At 44.4% G+C, this 21,217-nt stretch carries 17 protein-coding genes and 3 pseudogenes; 9 read left to right on the top strand and 11 right to left on the bottom strand.

The window, feature by feature from the left end; all coding sequences use genetic code 11:
* Positions 1 to 45: 45 nt before the first annotated feature.
* The 7 genes and pseudogenes from fabI to pspF form a co-directional block, all read right to left on the bottom strand.
* Complete coding sequence (gene fabI / locus PXH59_RS04670) at positions 46 to 834, bottom strand: enoyl-ACP reductase FabI (RefSeq protein ID WP_285810551.1); 789 nt, start codon at positions 832 to 834, stop codon at positions 46 to 48.
* A gap of 207 nt (positions 835 to 1,041) precedes the next feature.
* Positions 1,042 to 1,851 carry a putrescine export ABC transporter ATP-binding protein SapF gene (gene sapF, locus PXH59_RS04675; protein WP_047769867.1) on the bottom strand — a complete coding sequence of 270 codons (810 nt, stop codon included), beginning with the start codon at positions 1,849 to 1,851 and terminating at the stop codon, positions 1,042 to 1,044.
* Entirely contained in the window at positions 1,852 to 2,844 is a 993-nt protein-coding gene (gene sapD, locus PXH59_RS04680) for a putrescine export ABC transporter ATP-binding protein SapD (protein ID WP_047769865.1), read from the bottom strand.
* Positions 2,844 to 3,732, bottom strand: a pseudogene (sapC, locus tag PXH59_RS04685) (putrescine export ABC transporter permease SapC). Before sapC ends, sapD begins: the two are co-directional and overlap by 1 nt.
* Positions 3,719 to 4,685: pseudogene (gene sapB, locus PXH59_RS04690) on the bottom strand (putrescine export ABC transporter permease SapB). The pseudogenes sapC and sapB overlap by 14 nt, the downstream one beginning before the upstream one ends.
* Entirely contained in the window at positions 4,682 to 6,421 is a 1,740-nt protein-coding gene (sapA, locus tag PXH59_RS04695; RefSeq protein ID WP_285810552.1) for an ABC transporter substrate-binding protein SapA, read from the bottom strand. Before sapA ends, sapB begins: the two are co-directional and overlap by 4 nt.
* 278 nt (positions 6,422 to 6,699) lie before the next feature.
* On the bottom strand, positions 6,700 to 7,707 hold the full coding sequence (pspF, locus tag PXH59_RS04700; protein ID WP_047769856.1) for a phage shock protein operon transcriptional activator: 1,008 nt from the start codon (positions 7,705 to 7,707) through the stop codon (positions 6,700 to 6,702).
* 218 nt (positions 7,708 to 7,925) lie between these two features.
* On the opposite strand from pspF, the gene pspA reads away from it, so the two are divergent.
* From pspA to tyrR, 6 genes are all read left to right on the top strand, one after another.
* Positions 7,926 to 8,597: a phage shock protein PspA gene (gene pspA / locus PXH59_RS04705; RefSeq protein WP_285810555.1), complete on the top strand. Its 672-nt coding sequence runs from the start codon at positions 7,926 to 7,928 to the stop codon at positions 8,595 to 8,597.
* Between the two features lie 36 nt (positions 8,598 to 8,633).
* Positions 8,634 to 8,855, top strand: coding sequence for an envelope stress response membrane protein PspB (gene pspB / locus PXH59_RS04710; protein ID WP_047769854.1), 222 nt, complete (start codon positions 8,634 to 8,636; stop codon positions 8,853 to 8,855).
* Positions 8,855 to 9,217, top strand: a complete 363-nt coding sequence (gene pspC, locus PXH59_RS04715) for an envelope stress response membrane protein PspC (protein WP_285810557.1) — start codon at positions 8,855 to 8,857, stop codon at positions 9,215 to 9,217. Before pspB ends, pspC begins: the two co-directional genes overlap by 1 nt.
* Positions 9,218 to 9,327: 110 nt before the next feature.
* A complete protein-coding gene (locus PXH59_RS04720) occupies positions 9,328 to 10,725 on the top strand; it encodes a YcjX family GTP-binding protein (protein ID WP_285810559.1) in 1,398 nt (465 codons plus the stop codon).
* Positions 10,722 to 11,798 (top strand): YcjF family protein, encoded by a 1,077-nt coding sequence (locus tag PXH59_RS04725; RefSeq protein ID WP_285810561.1) that lies wholly within the window; start codon positions 10,722 to 10,724, stop codon positions 11,796 to 11,798. The genes PXH59_RS04720 and PXH59_RS04725 overlap by 4 nt, the downstream gene beginning before the upstream one ends.
* Before the next feature lie 135 nt (positions 11,799 to 11,933).
* Complete coding sequence (gene tyrR / locus PXH59_RS04730) at positions 11,934 to 13,526, top strand: transcriptional regulator TyrR (protein WP_285810563.1); 1,593 nt, start codon at positions 11,934 to 11,936, stop codon at positions 13,524 to 13,526.
* Between the two features lie 266 nt (positions 13,527 to 13,792).
* On the opposite strand, the gene tpx is transcribed toward tyrR, so the two are convergent.
* Positions 13,793 to 14,296 carry a thiol peroxidase gene (gene tpx / locus PXH59_RS04735; protein ID WP_285810564.1) on the bottom strand — a complete coding sequence of 168 codons (504 nt, stop codon included), beginning with the start codon at positions 14,294 to 14,296 and terminating at the stop codon, positions 13,793 to 13,795.
* A gap of 190 nt (positions 14,297 to 14,486) precedes the next feature.
* Here tpx and PXH59_RS04740 point away from each other — a divergent pair.
* Positions 14,487 to 14,600: pseudogene (locus tag PXH59_RS04740) on the top strand (hypothetical protein); the annotation flags it as partial.
* 45 nt (positions 14,601 to 14,645) lie between these two features.
* Positions 14,646 to 15,629 carry a zinc transporter ZntB gene (gene zntB, locus PXH59_RS04745; RefSeq protein ID WP_285810565.1) on the top strand — a complete coding sequence of 328 codons (984 nt, stop codon included), beginning with the start codon at positions 14,646 to 14,648 and terminating at the stop codon, positions 15,627 to 15,629.
* A 217-nt stretch (positions 15,630 to 15,846) separates the two neighbouring features.
* Here the strand turns inward: zntB and ttcA are convergent, their stop codons facing one another.
* Positions 15,847 to 16,740 carry a tRNA 2-thiocytidine(32) synthetase TtcA gene (gene ttcA, locus PXH59_RS04750; RefSeq protein WP_285810566.1) on the bottom strand — a complete coding sequence of 298 codons (894 nt, stop codon included), beginning with the start codon at positions 16,738 to 16,740 and terminating at the stop codon, positions 15,847 to 15,849.
* A gap of 369 nt (positions 16,741 to 17,109) precedes the next feature.
* On the opposite strand from ttcA, the gene PXH59_RS04755 reads away from it, so the two are divergent.
* Positions 17,110 to 17,400, top strand: a complete 291-nt coding sequence (locus tag PXH59_RS04755) for a putative hemolysin (protein ID WP_047769838.1) — start codon at positions 17,110 to 17,112, stop codon at positions 17,398 to 17,400.
* Between the two features lie 68 nt (positions 17,401 to 17,468).
* Here the strand turns inward: PXH59_RS04755 and PXH59_RS04760 are convergent, their stop codons facing one another.
* A complete protein-coding gene (locus PXH59_RS04760; protein ID WP_285810567.1) occupies positions 17,469 to 20,432 on the bottom strand; it encodes a salicylate synthase in 2,964 nt (987 codons plus the stop codon).
* A complete protein-coding gene (locus PXH59_RS04765) occupies positions 20,432 to 21,208 on the bottom strand; it encodes a thioesterase II family protein (RefSeq protein WP_083446789.1) in 777 nt (258 codons plus the stop codon). Before PXH59_RS04765 ends, PXH59_RS04760 begins: the two co-directional genes overlap by 1 nt.
* Between the last annotated feature and the right edge of the window lie 9 nt (positions 21,209 to 21,217).

Below are 21,217 nucleotides of genomic sequence, written 5' to 3' on the forward strand. Positions count from 1 at the left end.
GTGCCACCCATAATTTTTATGGGTGGCACTGTTTTTAACATACCATTACTTTAACTCTAACTCATTCATGGCCGCAATGCTGAAACCACCATCAACATGTAAGATCTCACCGCTGATACCACCAGCCAGATCTGAACATAAGAAGGCAGCCGCATTACCGACATCCTCTGTTGTCACCGTGCGGCGGATAGGTGTAACCGCTTCACAGTGTGCCAGCATCTTACGGAAATCTTTGATACCAGAAGCTGCCAGAGTACGGATTGGGCCAGCAGAGATACCATTAACACGAACACCTTCAGTACCCATTGCATTTGCCATATAACGCACGTTTGCTTCCAGAGAAGCTTTCGCCAGACCCATGACGTTATAGTTAGGAATTGCGCGCTCGGCCCCCAAATAACTCAAGGTGAGCAGGGCAGAACCCGGATTCAGCATAGTACGGCAAACTTTCGCCATGGCGACAAAGCTGTATGCGCTGATGTCGTGTGCAATTTTGAAACCTTCACGGCTAACTGCGTTAACATAATCACCATCAAGCTGGTCAGCCGGCGCATAACCAATAGAGTGAACAAAACCATCGAATTTAGGCCATACTTTGCCTAATTCAACGAACAATGCGTCGATACTTTCATCTTCAGCCACGTCACATGGCAGAACGATATCTGAATTCAGTGATGCGGCGAATTCTTCGACACGAGGTTTCAACTTGTCATTTTGGTAAGTGAAAGCCAGCTCAGCTCCTTGATCGTGCATTGACTTGGCAATTCCATAAGCAATAGACAGTTTGCTGGCGACGCCAGTAATGAGAATGCGCTTGCCGGTCATGAAACCCATAGCAGTATCCTTATTGTTCTTTATGATCAAAATTGTTCTTTGTGATCAAACACCAAAAGTCATGGATGAACAGAGATAATAAATCTCTAACCATAACTGCGGTATTTATGGTGAATAAACGGGGGATGATTCTACCATGCCGGAGGAAAATGTGGTGAGTTTCCCATGCTGTTCCGATCAGTGATTACAATACATCCAATAAAAACATTAGGTGATATCCTGTCGCCATGCTTCAGCAGACAGGGCTTCACCAAAATGGCTGGCTATCAATTTGCGTGTAATATCGTGCAGCGGAGAAGCCAGAACTTCCGCTGTATTGCCACGTTCGACAACTTCCCCTTGATGCATGACCAGCACGTGATCACTGATATGTTTCATCATACCGAGATGCTGGGTGACATAGATATATGAAATACCGTGTTTTTCCTGTAATTCCAGCATCAAGTTGATGATTTGGGAACGCATCGACATATCAAGGGATGCCAGGGCTTCGTCTGCAACAATGATCTGTGGTTGCAATATTAGGGCCCGTGCCAAAGCCACACGCTGTTTTTGCCCTGATGCGAGCATATGTGGGTAATAATTGGCATGATCTGGCAGTAAACCAACCTGGCGCAATGTTTGGTTGATACGTTTTTCCCGTTCGGCGGGAGATAACTTCGTATTCAAAATTAACGGCATATCCAGAATCTGACCAATGCGTTGGCGAGGATTCAGTGATGTGCTGGGATCTTGAAAAATCATGCGAATGCGCTGGCTGCGGTAGCTATAATCCCCGTAAGACAGCCTATGACCGTTAATCAGAATTTCACCTGAACTCGGTTCAATAACCCCTGATAACATTCTCGCGAGTGTAGATTTACCGGAACCATTTGCCCCAAGGATAGCCAGGGTTTTTTTGGGTTGCAGGGTAAAGCTCACTGGTTTTACGGCGTCAAGTTGATGACGGTGAAATAGCCCGGTTCGATAGCGAAATGTTTTAGTCAGGTTTTTAACTTCCAGCAACGTCTCAACCAATTACGGTTCCTCCATATTCAAAGGGAAATGGCAGGCGAATGCATGGCTCTTAATCACCCGTAGCCGTGGGGTTGCAATACAGGTTTTTTGTGCATAAGGGCAACGTGGTCCCAAACGGCAACCTACCGGCAAATGTTCCAGTGATGGAATAACGCCAGACAGCGTGTTTAACCGGCTTTTGTGTGGTAACGGGCTGCCAAAATCAGGAATTGAACGGATCAGTGCTTGCGTATAGGGATGGTAAGGTTTCACCAGCAACTCATCCGGTGTAGCGCTTTCCACTGTCTGACCGCAATACAGCACATTGATGCGTTTGACCAGTTTACTCATCATTTGCAGGTCATGACTGATTAACAGAATAGTCATGTTGTTGTTCTGATTGAGGCTCGACAGCAAACGGAATATTTGTGCCTGGGTCGTTGGCTCCATTGCATTGGTCGGTTCGTCGGCAATCAGCAATCGCGGCTGGTTGGCAAGTGCAATGGCAATCATCACTTTTTGACATTCACCTTCTGTTAATTCATAAGGGTAACTGCGCATAATGTCAGAGTGATCTTTAATACCAACACGGTGCAACAACTCAATTGCGCGGCGTTTTCGCCAATTAAACCTCTGCCACCAACGGCCTTTATACGTCCACCCGGGAATAGATTGAGTAATCTGTTTACCAATATTTTCTGATGGATCAAGACATGACTGTGGCTCCTGAAAAATCATTGAAATGTTGTGCCCAATGACCTTACGCCGTTGCCGTGGTGTCAGGCGCAATAAATCAATGTCGTTAAAACGGAAACGATCTGCGGTTACTTTGAGGTTATCTTTTGTAACGCCACAAATCGCTTTGGCAATCAAACTCTTGCCTGATCCTGATTCACCAGCCAAACCTAATATTTCACCTTCTGCCAGTGAAATACTCATTCGGTCAACAGCTTTGACGGGACCTTCTGCCGTCATGAATTCAATGGTGAGGTTTCGAATATCAAGTAATGGCATCATTCGACTCCTGCGTTAATAGCGCGGTGCAGCCCATCACCCAGTAAGTTGACCAGCAAAACGCTGAACATAATTGCTGCTCCGGGTAACATAACAGTCCAGGGGGGCAGCATAGATCAATTCTAATGAATCTCCCAGCATAGCTCCCCATTCGGGGGATGGTAGCTGTGCTCCAAGGTTGAGAAATCCCAATGCGGCAATATCAAGAATAGCGATAGAGAGGGTACGGGTTAATTCACTGACTATTACCGCAGTGATATTAGGGAGGACGGCATAACGTAAAATATGGTAGTTTGAAGCGCCATCCAGACGTGCTGCAATAATGTATTCTTTATCCAGTTCGTCATGCACAGCCGTATAAACGGTACGTATTATTCTTGGCAGCAATGCCAGAAAAACGGCAATCATGGCATGGTGCAGGCTGGCACCAACAAAAGCAACAACAATAATAGCCAGTAGTAATGAAGGAATAGAGAGCAAGGTGTCAAGAATATGGTTCATAACCGCTGATCTCAAACCATGTGTCATTCCGGCAAGGCTACCGATGATTAATCCTACAATCGCTGACGCCGCAGTGACCACCAATGCTCCCCCGAATGTGGAAGATGTGCCAATTAATAGGCGGCTGAAAATATCACGACCGAGATCGTCAGTTCCAAGGAAAAAGGCGACATTACCGTTATGCGACCATGAAGGCGGCATAAGTTGGGACATGAATTGTTGGTCAAGCCGATATGGGGCGAAAAGAACGCCCAACAGGCACAGTGCAATTAAAATTAACACCCCATAACAACCTGTCATTGCTAATATATCTGAATAGAAAAACCGCCAGATAACTCTCAATGGCGACGGCATTTTCTTTTCGCGGTAAAAATTATCTAACGGCATACCATTCCTTATGCTTTAGGGGATTAGCCATTGCACCAATAATATCTGTCAGAATATTAACGGAAATAACCAGCGTGCCTACCACCATGACGCCCGCCGAGATGGCGGAATAATCCTGCTGGCGGATAGCGCTGATAAGCCAACGCCCTAAACCAGGCCAGTTAAAGACTTGCTCTGTCGTCATAGCTAATGTGAGCATGGTTGAAAATTGCAACCCTAACTTAGGTATGATGGGTGGCAAGGCATTATGCAATAAATGGCGACGAATGATAGTTAACTGTGATAAACCACGTGTTGCTGCCGACTTGATGTAATTTTCCCCTGAAACTTCTTCTGCACTATTGCGCATCAAACGGATAACTTCAGTAGTAGGAGCAACGGCCAGTGTCATAACGGGCAGAACCATATGCAGAATAACACTCATGATCATTTCATTGCGATAAGGTGATTTTGATAGCCAGGCATCAATCAGTGCAGAACCAGTGACAGGCTCCATCCGGTAGAGTAAATCAAAACGTCCTGAGACAGGCAGCCAGCCCAAATAAAGTGAAAAAAACAGAGTCAGCAGCAACGCCAGCCAGAAAACAGGAATGGAAAAACCGCATAGGGCGAACGTACTGATAATGATATCGACTTTTTTTATTGCGCCAGACACCCGCAATAATCCCAAGAGGGATGCCAATTAACAATGCCATGGAAAAAGAGAGGACACACAGTTCCATCGTGGCTGGGAGAACAGTGTACAGCTGTTCAATAATTCGTTCCCCATTAATTCTGGAAATACCAAAATCCCATTGAAGTAAACTACGGAAATAGTATACGTAAGCGTCTGTCAGTGATGCACCACTTAAGGCACCATGAGGAGTGAAATACATCAGGCTGAAACTGATTAATGAAAGAAAAAACAACGTTACAACCAGAAGCAATAAACGACGCAGGATATAAATAATCATTTGCTTCCCTTTGTATTTTCATCAGGAACGGTGGCTTCCTGTTCGCGGTAGACTTTATCAAAGGAACTATTGCCAAACGGACTGAGCACCAATCCTTGAATGTTATAACGAGAAATTTGTAAACGCATCGAATAAGCCAGAGGTAACACGGGTAATTGTTGCGAAAGAATTTCTTGTGCAACATGATAATTTTTGATGCGTGAAGCAAGCTGTTGATTTAATAAGGCCTCATGAAGCGCATTATCAAAAACTGAGTTACACCAACGGCTCAGATTCGTTTGCGACGCAATGGCGGCACAACTTAATAATGGGCGGAAAAAACTATCGGGATCATTGCTATCAGTAGACCAGCCTGCCAGCGTCATATCATGGGTTTTATCCATGAGTTGGTTTTCCTGAAAACGGCCTTCGACGGGACGAATAGACATCTTAATACCCACTTGTGCCAAATCGGCCTGAATCAGCTCCGCCATTTTCAGCGGGCTTGGGTTATAGGATTGTGACGCTGTCGGAACCCATAAAGTTAATTCCAACCCGTTTAATCCTAGCTCATTTAACATCTTGCGGGATTTTTCCGGGTTGTATTCGGTGATTTCAGCGCGACTATCATACGCCCATGATGCACGAGGCAAAATAGAAGCCGCTGTCTCTGCCGTACCATAGTAAATGGATTTCATCAGGCGTCGGTTATTGATAGCGTAAGCAATGGCCTGACGAACGGCTAACTGATCCAGTGGTGGTTTACTGGTATTAAAAGCAAGATACGCAATATTCATGCCTGAACGTAATGTCTGACGCAGATTTGGATCATCATGCAAAATATTCCACTGATTAGCATCGGGATAAGCCAGGACATCACATTCACCCGTGAGTAGTTTTGAGATCCGGCCAGTGCCGCCCGCGCCAGTATCTATAACCACCTGTTCCATGCGTGGTTTGCCTTTCCAATACTTATCATGGCGAACAAGGCGGATAAATTGGTCCATCTGATGATCTTCCAGCATGAAAGGACCGGTTCCGACCGGTTTCCAATCTATTTGCCCCTGTCTATTTATTTGTTGCAATTTTTCAGCATATTCCTGGGACAGTATAGGAGCATAGTAGGTTGCCAGGTGCCAGAGAAAAGAAGCATCGGGTGCATTAAGGCGAAATTCGACCGTATATTGGTTGATTTTCCGAATATTTTTTACTGAATCACCAAACTGTAAACTGTCAAAATAGGGATAGTGACCCCCATTAACATCATGATAATCATGTGTCTTATCGAAGACACGGCGGAAACTGAAAACAACATCATCCGCGTTCATTGCACGGGTTGGTGTAAACCAATCGGTTGATTGGAAAGCAACATGATGACGCAAGTAAAGGCGGTAAGTTGCTCCGTTATCCCGTACTTCCCAATCAGTAGCCAGTTCAGGGATCAGACGATAGGTAAGAGGATCAACACCCAGCAGGCGATTGTAAATCTGTGCAGCAAGTGTATCTACCGTCAAGCCGCTGATAGCCATTTGCGGGTTAAACGTATTCAAATTGCCATTAACGCAATAAATAAAACCGTTCTGCCGTAAGGAGGCTGAAATATGAGGCAGATTTTCCGAGGTACTGTTTGGCCTCGATTCTGGGATCATTTTAGTTGGTTCTGGAATGGGATTCGCAGTCATTTCTGGAGCAGTATTCTTGGCCGCCAGAGTCGGAGCGGAAATCAATAATATAATCCAGTAAATCAAATAACGCATATAAAATGTCAGTCATAAAAAAGAGTTTGGCCATTGTAACTTAATTAACGCGTTCTGCTCAAAAACAACGAGCAGATCACGATAATGAGAAAAGTTCTCAATAAAATGCTTTACAAGTGTAATTGATAAGTATTATCATTCGCATGTGCTTTCAGGGAAACACTTTGCAATAGCAAGTATGTATCTCAGAAAAAGCACGACATTGCTCACATTGCTTCCAGTATTTTTATTAGCCGGCTCGGGTGCCGGCTACTTTTTTACCTATCTTTTTTATCTCTCTACTCTATCTTGCCATTAACTTCAATACGGTGTTTCTTGATTAACCCGCGGAACTGGTGGTAAGTCAAATGAAGTTTGTCGGCCGCCTTTTTCTGATGAAATTGACTTTCTGTCAAAGCCTGTATGATTAAACCCTTTTCGCTGTCATTTTGCCATTGCCTTAAATCGAGAGGTAAATTGGGAAGGGAGTCATTGGTAATCTCACTCTCAGTGAATGAGGAAGCAGATCGCTGTGATGGTGAAAAGGGATTGATGATGATCGTGTTTAATTCATTTTCACTACTACCATGCCGATAAATAGAGCGTTCGATGACATTCTTCAATTCGCGAACATTTCCAGGCCAGTGGTAGGAAAGTAACTGTTGTTTGGCTTCGTCAGTCAATCCGGGAAAAAATGGCAGATCTAACTCACGGCACATCTGAATCGCAAAATTCTGTGCCAGTAACATAATATCCTGTTGCCGTTGGCGCAGTGGTGGGATATGAACCACGTCGAACGCGAGCCTGTCGAGCAAATCAGCCCTGAATTTTCCACCGGCAGCCATGGCAGGCAAATCTTCGTTGGTGGCACAGATCAAACGTACATCAACGTGTAATGCCCGAGTACCGCCAACACGCTCCAGGTGACCATATTCAATGACACGCAATAATTTTTCCTGTACTTGCATGGGGGCAGTAGCGAGTTCGTCAAGAAACAAAGTTCCGCCGTCGGCTCGCTCAAAGCGCCCTTGGTGTTTTGAACTGGCCCCCGTGAATGCCCCCGCCTCATGACCAAATAGTTCTGAATCAAGCAGATTTTCATTGAGTGCGGCACAGTTCAGGGAAATGAAAGGGCCTTGCCAACGTGGAGAAAGGTAATGTAAGCGTCGGGCAATTAACTCCTTGCCGGTTCCTCGTTCCCCCAGAACTAAAGCAGGTTTGTTCAACTTCGCTAATGCGGAGACCTGTTCCAACATTTCAATAAAACAGTTTGCTTCACCTAATAGGTTATCAATGAACTGAGACATGGTATTTCTCGCCAAAAATTGGTTAATATGACTAAATTAGCTAATTGCAATAAAAAAGCAAAGAAAAAATTATATCAATAATTTCAATTGGATAAGAAAAGAAAGAAAGTTGGCATGTATCTTGTATTTAGTTAAGTGCCTTACCGTGTATCTTGTATCCGTATGTAACAATACACAGGCATAACATATATACATTCTAATGAAAGAGGTTTATGACTATGGGTATTTTTTCTCGTTTTGCTGATATCGTGAATGCCAATATCTCTTCTCTGCTGGATAAAGCAGAAGATCCACAGAAAATGATCCGTTTGATGATTCAGGAAATGGAAGACACACTGGTGGAAATCCGCTCGACTTCCGCCCGTACCCTGGCAGAGAAAAAGCAGCTTTTGCGCCGTATCAATATGGGTGAAAACCAAATCGATGGCTGGCAAGAAAAAGCTGAACTGGCACTGAGCAAGGGTAAAGAAGAGTTAGCGCGTGCCGCGTTGATTGAAAAACAGAAAGCCAGTAGCTTAGTTGAAACACTAACACACGAATTATCCATTCTGGATGAGGCGCTGGAACGCATCAAAGGCGAAGTGACTGAACTGGAAAATAAATTAACAGAAACGCGTGCGAGACAACAATCGTTGGCACTGCGTCATCAGGCCGCCGCCTCTTCGCGCCAGGTACGCCGTCAGTTGGATAGTGGTAAAATCGATGAGGCAATGACGCGCTTCGAACAGTTTGAACGCCGGATAGACCACATGGAAGCGGAAGCAGAAGCTTTTGGACTAGGTAAACAGAAATCACTCGATCAGCAATTTGCAGAATTGAAGGCAGATGATGAAATCAGTGCACAATTAGCGGCCTTGAAAGCTAAAATGAATATCAAAGATCCTCAATGAGGACATATGTCATACATACATAACTAAGGAAAGATAATGGGCTATATATTTCTTGGTATCCCGCTGATCATTTTTGTGCTTTTTGTCTTACCCATCTGGTTGTGGCTGCATTACAGCAACCGCAATCGGGATCAGTTAGGGAACAGTGAAATTCAGCGTCTAGAACAGTTGACCGAGAATGCCAGACGTATGCAAGAACGGGTCAAAACGTTAGAAGATATCCTTGACGCAGAGCATCCAAACTGGAGACAGTCATAATGTCAAATCAATATCGCCGGAAACTTTACCGCCTGCCAGAACAGGGGGTAGTTAAAGGAGTTTGTGCCGGATTAGCAGACTATTTTGACGTACCCGCTCCGCTTATTCGTACCATTACGGTATTATCACTGTTTTTTGGTCTATTTGGCATAACGCTATTGGCTTATATTATTTTGACCTTTGTCATGGATCCCGCCCCTGCGGGATATTCAGCAGAGGAAAAATATAGAGGGCCATCAGCACAGAAGATGTTGGACGAAATAGATTACCAATTGAAGGCAAGCGAAGCCCGTTTGCGTCAAATGGAACGCTATGTGACTTCTGATACTTACAATGTACGCAGCCGTTTCCGCCAGCTCTGAGCGTAGTGGATAACATGGGATCCGGCCTGTAACAGCAGAAATAATATTAAATTTTGCCAAGGTTACAGGCCAGATGAGATTAATTCACAGTATTCCCATTTAGGAGAAACATGAAACGGTTGCAAAACGAACTCACAGCGCTTGTTAATCGTGGAATGGACCGTCATTTGCGACTGGCGGTAACAGGATTAAGTCGCAGTGGAAAAACCGCATTTATTACTTCCTTGGTAAATCAACTTTTGCATGTTCACAGTGGCGCCAGATTGCCGCTGTTTTCTGCCGTGTGCGATGGGCGCTTGCTTGGTGTGAAGCGGGTGCCACAGCGAGATTTTGGGGTGCCTCGTTTTACCTATGATGAAAACATCGCAGAATTATATGACTCTCCCCCTGACTGGCCGACACCAACCCGTGGCGTGAGTGAAATACGTTTAGCATTGCGCTATCGTTCTGAAGATTCCCTGTTTCGTTATCTCAAGGAAACGTCTACCCTTTATCTGGAAATTGTCGATTATCCGGGCGAATGGCTATTGGATTTACCCATGCTGGATCAAAATTATCTGGCGTGGTCACGACATATGCACGCATTACTGAAAGGGGAAAGGGCGAATTGGGTTAAGTCATGGTTAGCGTTATGCCAGCAATGTGATCCACTGGCGCCCGCGGATGAAAATTTACTGGCCAAAATCGCTCAGGCTTATACGGACTACCTGCATCAATGTAAACAGCAAGGTTTACACTTTATCCAACCCGGCCGTTTTATCTTGCCGGGTGATCTGGCGGGGGCACCCGCGTTGCAATTTTTCCCGTGGCCGAATATTGACAAAATTGGCGAGCCGCAATTGGCGAAGGCAGGCAAACACACCAACATCGGTATGTTGCGTGAGCGTTTTGCTTATTACTGTGAGCATATCGTTAAGGCGTTCTATAAAGAGCATTTTCTGCGTTTTGATCGGCAAATTGTGCTGGTGGATTGCTTGCAACCACTGAATAGTGGCCCGCAAGCGTTCAATGATATGCAGCTGGCATTGACACAACTTATGCAGAGTTTTCATTATGGTAAACGAACCCTGTTTCGTCGTTTATTCTCGCCTTACATCGATAAACTGCTGTTTGCTGCCAGTAAAGCGGATCATATTACGCCAGATCAACATGCCAATCTCGTTTCACTTTTACAGCATTTGGTACAGGAAGCGTGGCAAAATGCGGCATTTGAAGGGATCAGCATGGATTGTGTGGGACTTGCATCTGTTCAGGCAACGCAGAGCGGCATTGTCATGCATAAAGATGAAAAAATCCCTGCCATCAAAGGCAATCGCTTGTCAGATGATAAATTATTGACATTTTTTCCGGGCGAAGTGCCACAGCGCTTGCCGAATAGTGAATTCTGGCAGAAACAGGGGTTTAATTTCGAATCATTTCGGCCAAAACAAGCCAATGTCAACACACCGTTACCCCATATTCGCCTGGATAGCGTGATGGAATTTTTATTGGGAGATAAATTAACATGATCGAACCGTTGAAACCGCGCATGGATTTTGACGATCTTGTACAAACAGCGTCCGAACCACCCCTAAAAGCAAAAAGAGAATTCACTGGGCAGGAAAAAGCATTTTATCCGGTTATGTCAGAGCGGGAAGCGGAGGAGCAGGAAAGTGAATTTGAAGGTGCAGTGAATGCTGCGCTGAAACCGCAACGCAGTTTTTGGCGAAAAGTTTTTATCAGTGCTGTCCTGTTATTGGGGGCTAGTGTTGTTGCCCAATGTGTTCAGTGGATATACCAGGCATGGCGGCAACATGACTGGATTGCGCTGGGGATCGCTGCGGCAGGTAGCATGATGGTATTCGCGGGAATAGGCAGCGTGATAAAAGAATGGCGGCGCCTTTACCTTTTGCGGCAGCGTACAGAAGAGCGAGATACTGCGAAAGTGCTATTGCAAAGTCACGGCATTGGCAAGGGAAGGCAATTTTGTGAAAAATTAGCAGAACAAGCGGGTATTGAGCGACAACATCCGGCATTACAGCGTTGGCAGGCTACCGTGCATGAAACCCAAAATGATCGTGAAATTGTCATGCTGTACAGTCAATTAGTTCAGCCTGTCCTGGATACACAAGCCCGGCAAGAGATCAGCCGTTCAGCTGCGGAATCGGCTTTGATGATCGCGGTCAGTCCATTGGCTATTGTGGATATGGCTTTTATTGCGTGGAGAAACATTCGTCTCATTAATCGTATTGCAGCGCTTTATGGCATTGAATTAGGTTATTTCAGCCGCATTCGCTTATTTCGGTTAGTATTGCTGAATATTGCTTTTGCAGGCGCATCAGAATTAGTCAGAGAAGTGGGTATGGACTGGTTGTCACAGGACATTGCCGCTCGTCTTTCTGTACGCGCAGCACAAGGGATTGGCGCAGGGTTACTGACAGCGCGTTTGGGCATCAAGGCCATGGAATTGTGTCGGCCTTTGCCGTGGATTGATGGCGATAAACCGAAGTTAAAGGATTTTCGTCATCAGTTGCTTACTCAGCTTAAAAGTACGTTACCAATGAAAAACAAAAGCACAGCCAAAGATGCAACAAAAAAGTAACCAATTAATAATAACTGTCATACCAGATTGACATTTTATTTTCTTGTAAACTTTTGCTGACAAGGGCTTCATCTATTGGGGAGTAACGGGTAACATTCAGGCAGTTAAGAACATCGTGTAAATAAGGTCAGAAAAATGCGATTGGAAGTGACTTGTCAGGATCGAATCGGGTTAACCCGCGAATTACTTGATTTACTGGTTTTACGAAATATTGACCTGAAAGGAATTGAAATTTCTCCTGCGAGTCGTATTTACCTTAATTTTACTCAAATTGATTTCAATATTTTCCGTGAGTTGATGGCAGAAATTCGCCGTATCAATGGCGTCATTGATGTCAGGACAGTTGCCTTTATGCCATCAGAGAAAGAGCATAGGGCGATGTGGACACTACTGGAATCGGTTCCTGAACCCATCTTTTCTATTGACATGAAAGGCAATGTTGAACTGGTTAACTCTGCGGCTTTGGCCTTGTTTGGTGTCAGTAAAGAAAAAATCAGCCAAAAAAACATAGGCCATCTGATTAGCAATTACAATTTCCTGCGCTGGCTTGAAAGTGAGCATCATCAACCCCACTCAGTACAACTCTCCATCAAAGGGCAAGATTATGGGATGGATATTATTTCTATGCAATTAACAGATGAAAATCAGTCTGTTAAGTGTGTAGGGGCGGTCATTATGTTGCGTTCTGATGAACACCAGCCAACGGTGCATATTGAGTCGTCACGCAAAAAATTAACTGTAAATGGTGATAACGCTTTTGAACAGATTATTGCTGTTAGCCCTAAAATGGTTCATATCGTTGAGCAGGCCCGTAAAATGGCCATGCTCGACGTTCCTTTATTGCTTGTTGGTGAGACAGGAACGGGAAAAGATGAATTTGCTAAAGCCTGTCATTTGCGCAGTGCAAGGGGAAAACAGCCTTTTCTTGGGCTGAATTGTGCTTCGATGCCGGATGATGTTGTAGAAAATGAGTTGTTTGGTTATGCAGCGGGAGCCTATCCCAATGCATTGGAAGGCAAAAAAGGATTCTTTGAACAGGCTAATGGCGGTACGGTTTTGTTAGATGAAATCGGTGAAATGTCGCCACAAATGCAGACTAAATTACTTCGTTTCTTGAATGATGGAACATTTCGTCGTGTCGGTGAAGAGAATGAAGTTAAGGTGAATGTCAGAATCATTTGTGCCACTCAGAAAAACTTAATTGAGCTGGTACAAAAAGGCGAGTTTCGGGAAGATCTTTATTATCGGCTGAATGTCCTAACCATTACATTACCGCCTTTGCGGGAACGTCAGGCGGATATTATGCCATTGACGGACTCTTTTGTAACACGTTTTGCGCAAGAACAGGGCTTACAAAAACCTAAGTTCTCTGCTGATTTAGAGCAGTTTTTGTGTGGTTATCATTGGCCCGGTAATGTCAGACAGCTTCGCAATGCGATATATCAGGCATTGACTCAACTTGAGAGCAACAAACTCAGCCCGCAGGATATCCGGTTACCTGAACCAGAAGCAGAGGTAACATTTAATGAAGATATTCTGGTGGGTTCTTTGGATGAAATCAGCAAGCGTTTTGAACGCTCTGTACTGACACGTCTTTATCGTCATTATCCCAGTACGCGTAAGCTGGCAAAACGGCTTGGCGTTTCTCACACGGCAATAGCCAATAAATTACGCGAATATGGACTGAGTGGTAAGAAACATTCAGTTGATCATGAAGACGATGAGTAATAACTGAAATATGACTGCTTTTAACAATATCTTATATACCAATCCAACTTCAAGATGCGTGTTATATTTCCCCGCGCAGCGGGAAAATATAAGGCGTCGCGTCGTCTTGCGGATTGCAACTTGAAGTTTATCGAGTATAGATAAAATAAGCTGGCGACAATAAAATAATTAATTGTGATTTTATCGTCGCCGGGAAATAAGTCTTTAAAGACTATGTTTTAAAAAATGCGTTGCTGTGTGAAAAAACAAAAGCAATAATAAAACAATTATTTCAATGCGGCTAATGCGCTGTCATAATCAGGTTCATTGGTGATTTCATCGACCAATTGGCTATAAATAACGTGGTTATTTTCATCCAAAATAACAACAGCGCGTGCAGTCAGTCCACCTAATGGACCTTCGCTTATTGCAACGCCGTAATCTTCCTGAAATTTTCCGCCACGCAGTGTGGAAAGAGTGACAACATTAGACAGACCTTCAGAGCCACAGAAACGAGACTGAGCAAAAGGCAAATCTGCGGAAATGCACAGTACGACAGTATTGTCCAATTCGCTGGCAAGTTGGTTGAATTTACGGACAGATGTGGCACAAACACCGGTATCAATGCTTGGGAAGATATTAAGCACTTTACGTTTACCTGCGTAATGGCTCAATGTGACATCAGCGAGATCTTTAGCGACTAACGTGAATTCTTTTGCTGCCTGACCTGCTTGTGGAAAATCTCCGTTAACGGTGATATCACCACCTTGAAACTTGACTGTTTGTGTCATGGTTTAATCCCTCTATAAAGTAAACTACGCCGTCAGTGTAAAGGAATAGTGGGATCTTGCCCACAAAAAATAGATGCAATATTCATGAAATACTCTTCCTTTCTTTAATTAACAATGTCTTATAATTTATTTTTAAGGTGATTATTAGGCGCACCTGATAAAAAAACGCACAATATGTGCACGGAGCAAATATCAATATACTAATGGTCGATTGATCAAACTGTGGTTAAAAGAATATCCGATCACCAATCCCGAAGATGTCGCCTATAGTCATACCATGTATATCATCAAAAAACACAATTGAGCATGAAGAGTAAGTGCGAAATTTAAGTACAAACAAGGAGCAGATGTGGAAGCGATCTATGGCTCGGTATTTAAAGGTTCAAATGCAATTTATGCCTGTCAATTAAATGGCAAGGGAGGCATTACGGCATTCGGGGAAGATTCACTCGTAACCGCAGAGCAGCCAGTTTGGCAACATCTTGATTATAAAAACCTGGATAGTTATCAATGGATTATGAATACAATCTTACTGCCGCCGCCAGTGAAAGAGGGGCTGGTGAGTGATAATATTCGTCCAAAAGTACTGCGCACCGGTGAAGGAACTTTGATTACCTTAAGATCGGTGAACCGTAATGATAATGCGCGTCCCGATCATCTGGTTTCGTTTCGCATCTATATTAATGACCAAATTATTATCTCCAGCCGACATCGAAAAATTCATTCTATCGATCAAATTCTGGATGATTTGCGCAATGGTGTTGGTGCGAAAAGTACAGGGAATTGGCTGGTAGAAATAGCGGGTGCCATTACTGATGAGGCCAATGATTTTATTGAAGAGCTGCATGACAACCTGATTGAGTTTGAAGATGATATTTTGGAGCAGAAGGTTCCTGGTCGCGGAGAGTTAGTATTGCTGCGTAAACAGTTAATCGTTCTGCGCCGATATATGGCACCACAGCGGGATATTTTTATCCGTCTGGCCAGTGAGAAATTGCCCTGGATGAACAATGAAGAACGCCGTTTAATGCAGGAAATTGCAGACCGGTTGAGCAGGGGAATTGATGATCTTGATGGTTGTATTGCCCGAACCGCAGTTCTTGCCGATGAAATTACTTCCATGATGGCGGATGCCATGAACCGCCGTACTTACATGATGTCTCTATTGGCGATGGTATTCTTGCCGACCACCTTTTTGACGGGATTGTTCGGTGTCAATCTGGGGGGAATACCAGGCAATGAGTCTCGGTTTGGATTCGGTTTGTTCACTCTTTTGTTGTCATTATTAATGGTGGCTTTTGCGTGGTGGTTAAGGCGAAGCAAATGGCTATAGGTTTGAGATAAATCAATAATTGATCGCCATAATTAAGGCACTATAGCTCCCGCAGGTGAATACAACGTTGAACAATGAACGTTGTACTCCACAATTGTAGTTTTTCTCATATTGAGTTTCACACAGAACCATTGCTCATTAATTATGCCGATACTTGTTTTAGTATCGGCTGTTTTTTTGACAGAGTTTAAACAGCCGGTACAAAAACGGCTTATTTTTAAATGTTTGTCACATCAATAAACATTGATTCATCAATATTCGTTGACGATACCACGGCTTCGTTAAAAGCATACTCTTCTCTTTCCCCCTCACGATGCAAGGGCAAGTTGACAAAGTCGAAAATCGTTTTGTCTGCCAATTGGCTTGGGCTAATACTTTGAATAGACTTGAAAATATTTTCCACTCTGCCCGGTGTTTTCTTATCCCAATCTACCAGCATGGCTTTGATTGCCTGCCGCTGTAGGTTTTCCTGCGAACCACATAAATTACAAGGAATGATTGGGAATTTTTTGTTTTCCGCATACTGAATAAGGTCTGTCTCCCGGCAATATGCCAGAGGTCTTATAACGACATTACGGCCATCGTCAGAGCGTAATTTGGGTGGCATCGCTTTCATACGTGCGCCATGGAACATATTCAGGAACAGCGTTTCAACGATGTCATCAAGATGATGTCCAAGTGCAATTTTGGTCGCCCCGATTTTTTCTGCAAAAGAATAGAGAGTGCCGCGACGTAATCTTGAACACAACCCGCAGGTAGTTTTGCTTTCGGGAATTTTCTCTTTGACAACAGAATAGGTATCTTTATCAACAATGTAGTATGGAATATCCAGGCTTTCAAAATATTGGGGTAAAATGTGTTCAGGGAAGCCAGGCTGTTTCTGATCAAGGTTCACTGCAACGACTTTGAATGTTATTGGTGCCGCTTTTTGCAGATTCAACAGAATATCTAACATCGCGAATGAATCTTTGCCACCACTGATACATGCCATTACAACATCATTATCTTCAATCATATTGTAATCAATGATGGCATTACCAACGTTTCTCCGCAGGCGTTTCTGGAGTTTGTTGAATTCAAGTATCTCTTTTCTCGTCTCTTTTTGATTCATTGCGACTTCTCACATTGCCGATTATATCGACTGTAGATTTTCTATACGGATCCTTTGCAGGAGGGGGATTATACGGATTTTTCTTTTTGTTTGAAACATGTCTGTGTCTAACAAGTTTCGGCACTATACCGAGCGTTGTTGTAAAAGAACACGATGACCGCAGTCATTGGCGATAAGGAAGTGACTAATAGCAACCGAAAAATATACACTGTCTGTTTTATACCAATCCAACTTCAGGATGCGTGTTATATTTCCCCGCGCAGCGGGGAAATATAAGATCTCGCGTCGTCTTGCGGATTGCAACTTGAAGTTTATCGAGTATATACCCTAATCAGAGAGTTAAAATCAGAGAGTTAAACTGGAGAAAATATGCTGTTAAAGCGGGAAGTTATCCTTGCCAAGTTGTTGCTGGTAGGCGTTATATTAGCGGGTTGCAGCGGGCAGCAAGCAGATATTTCATCAAGCCGATACAAACATTATCAATATTCTGATCTGGGTATTTATCTGAGTAAAGATGCCAGTGAAAGTTGTTCTGATGCTGGGGGAATTCCGGCATTAACCAAGCAATTGAGTGGACATCAGGTTCCTGTTTGCCAATTGGCGAATGGTCGTCGTTGTAATGAACAGGCTTTGTTGGATGGTGGGTGTACATCCTTTTAACTTAGGGAAAACCAGATATCACTCTGGTTTTCCCCGGCAGTATTATTACGGCCTATTCCAATAAACGTTTAGTCTTCTTTGGCGGAATAAGGACGAACATATTTCATAATGCACTCCAGTTTTTCACAGGTTTCCTGCCATTCTCTTTCTGGCCTTGAATTTCTGACCAAACCAGCCCCAGCCTGAAGCCAGCAGCGTTCTTTATGCTGATAGAGAGAACGTAATACCAGTGCAGCATCCAGTTTACCTGTGCTGTCTAAGAGCATGACACAACCACTATAAAGCCGACGTGGTTCACCTTCATAACGAGAAATGGTGTGTAAAGCCGGTTTTTTCGGTATCCCTGACGCAGTGACTGCCGGGAATAAGGCAATAAATGCATCCCAGCGGTTTTTGTCTGTGTGTAGCAACCCTTTTACTCGTGATGCCAAATGTTGTACCGAACCACGTTCACGAATAGCCATAAATTCTGATACACAAAGCGTTTCTGGCTGACAAATCGGTGCTAATTCTTCTAATGCAAGTTTAACCGAAACCGCGTGTTCGGAAATTTCTTTCGGATCAGAAAGTAAATCGGCCCGCAGTTGCTGATCTTGCTCCTTGTCATGTGTCAATGCTCGGGTGCCTGCCAACGGTTGGGTATTAATCCAGCCCGAACCCTCTGCCTCAACGACGGTTTCCGGACTGAAACCATAAGCAGAGAAATCGCCATCACGTAAGAAGAAAGAGCGGGCAGGTGTGTTAGCCTGACGCCCCAGCCAGTAACTGTGTGTAATATCAATATTTGAACCCAGCTCAACCCGGCGTGACAGGATCACTTTTTGGTAGTGACCTGAGGCAATATCCTTAACCGCATTGGCAACGTTGTCTTGATAATGTTTTGCCGTGTCTGCTGTGTTGCTAACTTCCACCTCTTTTGTCTGTGGAAAAGCCGGTGTACCTAATTGATCTGCCCGCTTGACTTTCTCGTTCAATATGGAGATTTGTGCTTCTTCAAGAGTTCGTATCAGAACCTGTCCTTGAGTTATGCGTAATTCATGTTGTGGAATAGTGATTTTTATTAGTGCTTCATTTTGTTGTACTAATGATGGTTCTAATGGTAACCCATACGTCATATGGGAAAACTCAAATAATGTTCTGCCATAAGCACGCCAGTCTTTAATCGGAACAGCGTTGAGCGTTTGCTCAAGTTTCTGGCTTAATGTGCTGATATCGTATGGATGACGATGACCCTGTGAATCAATCAATTGTCCCGATGCATCGGCACTGATGGTTGCGGCGCAACCTATTCCCAATGACCATTCACCTTTCATCTCATAGAGCGTACAAGGTGGGGCATCATTATCGGCAAGCAAGTGGGTAACCAGATCTAACGGCGTGCTGGTAATAGCAATAGTGTGTTCATGATACTGCTTCATCAGGCTGTTATTTTCTGCTGTTTCTGTATTTTCTGCTTGCGCCATTTGTACTAACTGGCGTTTGTTGATTTTTCCTACTGCGGTTAATGGCCAGTACGCCACAAATAACCATTGGTCAGGGATTTTATGACGCTGAACGCCTTTCTGATGCAAGAATGCTTGCATTTGTGCAGGATCGGGTTGATTGATGCTCTTTGGCAGGCAAGCACAAATGCGTTCACCCAGTAGTTCGTCCGGGACAGCGATCACAACGGCGTCATCAATATCTGGATGTTGCAGTAATAATGTTTCAACTTCTAGCGTTGAAATTTTTTCACCGCTGCGGTTAATCTGCTCTTTAATCCGTCCTGCAACGAGCAGGTTGCCATCAGGTCTGATGCGAACCAAATCGCCTGTACGGTAGAATCCATCCGTGGTGAAAGCGACGGTATTGTGCTGTTCAGCACGGTAATATTCTGTAATGGTGTAGGGACCGCGTGTAATCAACTCACCGACTTCACCAGGTGCAACAGGTTGCAGATTGGTATCAGCAAGGTTGATCTCATCTTCTTCTGACAATGGGCGTCCTTGGGTATTAATGATAACCTCATAAGGGTCGTCCAGTCGGGTATAGCAGAGTAATCCTTCCGCTGTACCAAATACCTGTTGCAAAGGACCAAGGCGTGCCATGACCTGTTCGGCCAGTTCCGGTGTGAGCCTGCCACCTCCGACTTGTAAGCAGCGCAGGGATGAAAGGTCGCTTTGTTCCCAGTCACGCGCTTGTTCCCAGAGCCGTGCAAGAGCCGGGACTAATGCTAAATGTGTTACCTTATGCTCTTCGATCAATGGCATGGCTTCATCACAACTCGCCGTATCACTGAGGAGTACACATCCTCCCTGAGAAAGCGTGCCCAGGATCCCGGGGCTGCCTAAAATGAAGTTATGTGCAACAGGTAATACCGCTAAATAAACACTTTCAGTATTTACTGCGCACAGACGGGCGGAAAGCACAAAATTATAGGTATAAGCATCGTGAGTACGCGGGATTAATTTGGGTGTCCCTGTCGTTCCGCCGGAAAGCAGAAGTACGGCAATATCGCCATAACCTGGGCCAATAATATTGAGGGGTTCATCCTCAATGGAAGCGAAGGGGATAAATTCTTCTGCTTCTCCATCAACGATAATGTGTTTCAGTTCGGGGCAAGATGCTGCAACTTCCCGTGCCATTTCCCGATAATCAAAGCCGTGGATACAATCAGGAATAATATAAGCCACCGGACGTGCAATCTGGCAAAGCGCATGGACATCATGTGCCCGTTGGGTAGGCATTAATAATATTGGATGAGCGCCCAGCCTAAACAAAGCAAAACAGGTGACAACAAAGGAGATACGGTTAGGTAGTTGTACCATAACGTGATCACCACGGCGTATTCCACGATGATACAAGCCGCTTGCCAGCCTTTCCGCCGATTGATGGAGTTCATGGTAAGTGAGCCGCTGCTCGTGATAGATCAGTGCTGTTTTATTCCCCCAGATACTGGACCATCCGGCAAGCTGCTGATTCAGCGTTTTGCCATTCCAAAAATAGTTTGGCGTCATCGTCAGTGTGTTCTCTGGGATAGAAAAAGGTGCCATTATGCGAACTCCTTTGAATAAACATATTGCATAAATTGGGTAACGGGAAGAATAAAATTCTGTGGTTTTTGCGTAATGTAAAAATGATCGCCGGCAATCTCCTGGCAGCAATCTGCAAGATTTTGTTTGTCACTGGCAAGCCAATGGTGCCACTGCTGAACTTCCAGAGCGGAGGCCTCTTTGTCTTCATCGCCATAAAGCAACAATGTGGGGGTTTGTAGCTTTACTGAATCAGGCTGAATAGCGTGGTAATAGTGCTCTGTAGCAAAAAAATCAGCCCGTAACATGGGTAAGAACAGGGCAAGTAATTCAGGATCTTCCCGTAAAATCGGGCTGCAACCGCCAATATCAATCAGTTGTTCAATGAATTCATGATCCGGTAATCCACTCAGTTGGCGGCGGGATTGAAGATGAGGAGCATGACATCCCGAAAGTACCAATGCCTTAGGAGCACAGTGATGTTGTTCAAGGCGTCGGCAGGTTTCAAAAGCGACTTGCGCTCCCATGCTGTGGCCGGCCAGTATCAGGTTCTCTCTCTGTGCGGGAGTCAATGATCTGATCACATCAGAAAGTGACTGAGCCAATGGCGTAATGCGGGTAACAGCATGTTCATTCATACGGCTGTCACGTCCGGGGTAAATCACCAGTGAAACCGCAATATCTGGATTTTCCAATATGGACCAGTTCCGAAATGCACTGGTACTGCCCCCGGCAAAGGGGCAGATGAGCAGCGTATATTTAGGTTTGTTGTGCGTCGTCAGGCATGGACGGATCATCGGATGGGC

The sequence above is a fragment of the Xenorhabdus bakwenae genome, assembly GCF_030272115.1.
GTDB classification, from domain to species: domain Bacteria; phylum Pseudomonadota; class Gammaproteobacteria; order Enterobacterales; family Enterobacteriaceae; genus Xenorhabdus; species Xenorhabdus bakwenae.

Coding starts and splice junctions, on each gene's coding strand:
- pspA (WP_285810555.1), top strand. CDS start 7,926: ATGGGTATTTTTTCTCGTTTTGCTGATATCGTGAATGCCAATATCTCT.
- PXH59_RS04765 (WP_083446789.1), bottom strand. CDS start 21,208: ATGATCCGTCCATGCCTGACGACGCACAACAAACCTAAATATACGCTG.
- tyrR (WP_285810563.1), top strand. CDS start 11,934: ATGCGATTGGAAGTGACTTGTCAGGATCGAATCGGGTTAACCCGCGAA.
- pspF (WP_047769856.1), bottom strand. CDS start 7,707: ATGTCTCAGTTCATTGATAACCTATTAGGTGAAGCAAACTGTTTTATT.
- PXH59_RS04760 (WP_285810567.1), bottom strand. CDS start 20,432: ATGGCACCTTTTTCTATCCCAGAGAACACACTGACGATGACGCCAAAC.
- pspB (WP_047769854.1), top strand. CDS start 8,634: ATGGGCTATATATTTCTTGGTATCCCGCTGATCATTTTTGTGCTTTTT.
- sapD (WP_047769865.1), bottom strand. CDS start 2,844: ATGCCATTACTTGATATTCGAAACCTCACCATTGAATTCATGACGGCA.
- tpx (WP_285810564.1), bottom strand. CDS start 14,296: ATGACACAAACAGTCAAGTTTCAAGGTGGTGATATCACCGTTAACGGA.
- PXH59_RS04720 (WP_285810559.1), top strand. CDS start 9,328: ATGAAACGGTTGCAAAACGAACTCACAGCGCTTGTTAATCGTGGAATG.
- PXH59_RS04725 (WP_285810561.1), top strand. CDS start 10,722: ATGATCGAACCGTTGAAACCGCGCATGGATTTTGACGATCTTGTACAA.
- pspC (WP_285810557.1), top strand. CDS start 8,855: ATGTCAAATCAATATCGCCGGAAACTTTACCGCCTGCCAGAACAGGGG.
- ttcA (WP_285810566.1), bottom strand. CDS start 16,740: ATGAATCAAAAAGAGACGAGAAAAGAGATACTTGAATTCAACAAACTC.
- sapA (WP_285810552.1), bottom strand. CDS start 6,421: ATGCGTTATTTGATTTACTGGATTATATTATTGATTTCCGCTCCGACT.
- PXH59_RS04755 (WP_047769838.1), top strand. CDS start 17,110: ATGCTGTTAAAGCGGGAAGTTATCCTTGCCAAGTTGTTGCTGGTAGGC.
- fabI (WP_285810551.1), bottom strand. CDS start 834: ATGGGTTTCATGACCGGCAAGCGCATTCTCATTACTGGCGTCGCCAGC.